Origin of the sequence: Neoroseomonas lacus, from assembly GCF_014644535.1 — a bacterium.
Taxonomy (GTDB): Bacteria; Pseudomonadota; Alphaproteobacteria; order Acetobacterales; family Acetobacteraceae; genus Neoroseomonas; species Neoroseomonas lacus.
Genome location: NZ_BMKW01000048.1, coordinates 1 through 3166 on the forward strand (window position 1 = coordinate 1; position 3166 = coordinate 3166).

Sequence of the window (3166 nt, forward strand, 5' to 3'; positions counted from 1 at the left end):
TGAGCCGCTTCACCTGGTCCAGCTTCAGGCCACCGAACTCCGTCCGCCAGCGATAGTAGGTCGGCTCCGTCACGCCGATTGCTCGCACCGCATCCGCCACCGTCTTACCTTGGCCAATCAGCACCTCCGCCTGCCGCAGCTTCGCAACGATCTCCTCAGGCGTGTGCGCCTTCTTCCGCCCCATCCCACAACCTCCCATCGCTGCCGTCGGACAACATTTCCGGCGGACCGATTCTAGGGGGGCAGGTCACAGGCCGCGGCGTCGAACTCGATGAAGCGCGCCGAGGAGGCGAGTGCCGCATGGGCAAGGTCCCCCTGCCGCGCGCCGGGCACGGTGACGTCGAGCAAGTTGGTCGCCCCTGGCACCAAGTTGGGCAGATCCCGCGCTACCTACGCCGCGAACTCCCGCTGCCCCACCGGCAGGGTCGGGGTGCCGCAGAGCTGGGCCGGTGCCACCTCCGGCAGACCATAGAGCCGCAAAGCCTCGACCTCGATCTGCCCGTCGAAACCGACAACACCGATCCGCGCGAAGGCCACAGAAAGCAACAAGATGATCGCGACCTTCGCTTGGCTTCGCGCTGCTTCGGAGCGAATGCTCGGGTGCGCGGAGAGCACCGCGCTGCCCCGCTGAGGTTCACGCCGCGGGGCTCGGGTTGGTAGCACCCGGCTCATCAGGTGCCGAACCGGAGCCCGACGATGACGAAGCTTTCCGACACCCAGCGCGTGATCCTCAGCAAGGCCGCGCAGCACCAGGCGCTGCTGGCGGAGTCGCCTGCGAAGCTGCCTGCCGCTGCCCGAAACGCAGTCCTGCGAAGCTTGCTGGCAAAGACCATGCTGGAGGAGATCGCCGCGCCTCGCGAGCTCGTTGGCTTGGGCTGGCGGCAGGATGGGGACGGTGCGTGGATTGCACTACGCATCACCGATGCCGGCCTGCGGGCGATTGGACTCGATCCGGTGAACACGCTGCCGGACGATGGCGAGCCGGTCCTGCCGCGGCCGGCCGCAGCAACGGAAACAGCCGATCTGCTCACAGAGCCTCAGGGAGACTCTCAGGCGGCGCTTCAGCCCGCCCCGCCCGCTGACAGCGTCGAAGCCGCTGAGGGGCCTCAGCGCCCGCCCGCGAGTCAGCATGGGCCAATCGGCCGCGCAGCCGCCCTGCACATGGCCGCGGCGACAGTCCTGGCTGCCTGGGACGCACCGGAGCGCGACGGGCTCGACGGTGCCCTGGCAGCCCTCCGCGAGGTCCTGGCAGCCACCCCGCGAGCCGCGCGTGCCTCCCGCCCGCTGCGCGACCTCGCCGCCCCACGCCAGCCCCGCACCGGCACCAAGCAGGAGGCGGTCCTCGCCCTGCTGCGCCGGGAGGAGGGTGCGGCCGTCGCCCAGGTCATCGAGGCGACAGACTGGCAGCCGCACACCGTCCGCGGCTTCTTAGCTGGCCTAAAGCGCCGCGGCATCACCGTCGAGGTGCTGGAGCGCGTCCGCCAGGTCGGGCCGAACAAGCAGGGTGCGAAGGGCTCCTACTCCATCTACCGCATCGCCACCGCCGCGCCGGCGGAGGCCGTCTGATGCGCATCGGCGGACAGGCGCCCCGTCTCGCAGTCGGGCTCACCCGGGTCTCGACCACTGAGCAGGGCCAGAGCGGGCTGGGCCTCGAGGCCCAGCAGGCGAGCATCCGGGCCTTTGTTGCCGCGCAGGGCTGGACCTTGGTGGCGGAGTATTCCGACGTAGCATCTGGCAAGGACGACAGGCGGCCGGGTTTCCAGGCTGCCCTCGCCCGCTGCCGGCAGTTCGACGCGGTGCTGGTGGCGGCGCGGCTGGATCGCATCACCCGCCGCGCGCACACGCTGTCGCAGCTGCTGGAGGACGGCGTCTCAATCCGGGGCGCCGACATGCCCGGCGCCGACGACCTGATGCTGCGGATCTACGCCGCCATGGCGCAGAAGGAACGGGAGCTCATCAGCGAGCGGACCAGAGCGGCTCTGGCGGCGGCGAAGGCCCGGGGACGGGTGCTGGGAGGAGACAGGGGCTACCGGCCAGCTGCAGGGCCTGACTCTTTAGTGGCGGGCCAGAAGCGGCATGAGTCAGCGATGCGGGCAGCACACCGTCTCGCCCTAAAGCTGGAGCGGATTCGCGCCGAGGGCGTCATGGGACATGCAGCATTGGCGAGGGCTCTGAACGAGCGCGGCGTTCGGACGCCATCTGGCCATGGCATGTGGACGCACACCTCCGTCGCGCGAGTCCTCTCCCGCGTTTCTTGCAATGCCGTATCTCGACCCGAGCATTCTAACCGCCAGAATGCTGTGCAATCGGGTCATCAGTTGGAAGGTTGTCTGGTTGGCGGCGCGCGATCCGCTTCCTCCACGAGATGCGCATAGGTCTCGTCGGACATTCCTGGGAGTTGCCTGATGAATCCGACGACGCCCCAAATATCTCGATCATTGAGGTGATGTCCAAACGCCGGCATGGCGGTCATCTTGATGCCGTTTCGGACTATCCAGAACAGTTCTGCTGGCTGTCGCGCGGGTACCGCGTCGGCCAGGTATGGGGGCTCAGGCTGAAGTGCCTGAGCCCAGTCCGTTGCATCCACGCCAGGCGCGCCGTGGCAGTAGACGCAGCTGTTGCGGTACTGCGCGAAGCCGTGCCTGATATCCTCTTCCGAAATATTGCCTGGCACGGTAATGCCGGCCGCGCGGCTGCGAACCGAGTGCGTCATAGTAGTCGTGAGATACCAGCGCTCTAGCGCTGAGTGCGGGACGCTCGCAGCGACATTGAACACGCCCGTGAACGGAGCAACGACGCCCGCTGCTACGAGCAGAACAATCGCTGCGCAGAAGCCCAGCCAAAATCGCTTCATCGCCGCCTCCATCTCAACGAAGGGCTAGCACCATCTCGAGCGAGGTCTGCCGGCGGATCGAATTCGGTCGGTCGGACCCCAAAATAGAGCACCTGAACACTAATACGAATTCTGCTCGTCGTCTTGCGGGGAATGGCCCTGATTCTTGTTCCTGGCTGGTGCCGTGGATCTCCGAATCGCCCGATCCCGTTCAACGGGATCATATGCGTTCACCACCGACCAACGGTCCTTGCTCGGTGTTGAACAGATGCGATGCTGACCATTCATTTGATGTGCTTCGGGACGTATTTCTCCGTCCATTCCTCCAAGGTC

The 3166-nt window shown here is 66.7% G+C and carries 5 protein-coding genes; 2 read left to right on the top strand and 3 right to left on the bottom strand.

Annotated elements, in window-relative coordinates; all coding sequences use genetic code 11:
• Together IEY36_RS30255 and IEY36_RS30260 are read right to left on the bottom strand one after the other, a co-directional pair.
• A partial coding sequence (locus tag IEY36_RS30255; RefSeq protein ID WP_188974027.1) for a transposase occupies nucleotides 1-184 on the bottom strand: 184 nt, incomplete at its 3' end.
• Nucleotides 185-390: 206 nt separating this feature from the next.
• Complete coding sequence (locus IEY36_RS30260) at nucleotides 391-549, bottom strand: hypothetical protein (RefSeq protein WP_188974029.1); 159 nt, start codon at nucleotides 547-549, stop codon at nucleotides 391-393.
• Between the two features lie 147 nt (nucleotides 550-696).
• On the opposite strand from IEY36_RS30260, the gene IEY36_RS30265 reads away from it, so the two are divergent.
• Both IEY36_RS30265 and IEY36_RS31225 read left to right on the top strand, forming a co-directional pair.
• Nucleotides 697-1566, top strand: a complete 870-nt coding sequence (locus IEY36_RS30265) for a DUF3489 domain-containing protein (protein WP_188974031.1) — start codon at nucleotides 697-699, stop codon at nucleotides 1564-1566.
• Nucleotides 1566-2375, top strand: coding sequence for a recombinase family protein (locus IEY36_RS31225; RefSeq protein ID WP_188974033.1), 810 nt, complete (start codon nucleotides 1566-1568; stop codon nucleotides 2373-2375). Before IEY36_RS30265 ends, IEY36_RS31225 begins: the two co-directional genes overlap by 1 nt.
• On the opposite strand, the gene IEY36_RS30275 is transcribed toward IEY36_RS31225, so the two are convergent.
• Nucleotides 2315-2854 carry a c-type cytochrome gene (locus IEY36_RS30275; protein ID WP_188974035.1) on the bottom strand — a complete coding sequence of 180 codons (540 nt, stop codon included), beginning with the start codon at nucleotides 2852-2854 and terminating at the stop codon, nucleotides 2315-2317. The genes IEY36_RS31225 and IEY36_RS30275 overlap by 61 nt on opposite strands.
• Between the last annotated feature and the right edge of the window lie 312 nt (nucleotides 2855-3166).

Coding starts and splice junctions, on each gene's coding strand:
- IEY36_RS30275 (WP_188974035.1), bottom strand. CDS start 2,854: ATGAAGCGATTTTGGCTGGGCTTCTGCGCAGCGATTGTTCTGCTCGTA.
- IEY36_RS30265 (WP_188974031.1), top strand. CDS start 697: ATGACGAAGCTTTCCGACACCCAGCGCGTGATCCTCAGCAAGGCCGCG.
- IEY36_RS31225 (WP_188974033.1), top strand. CDS start 1,566: ATGCGCATCGGCGGACAGGCGCCCCGTCTCGCAGTCGGGCTCACCCGG.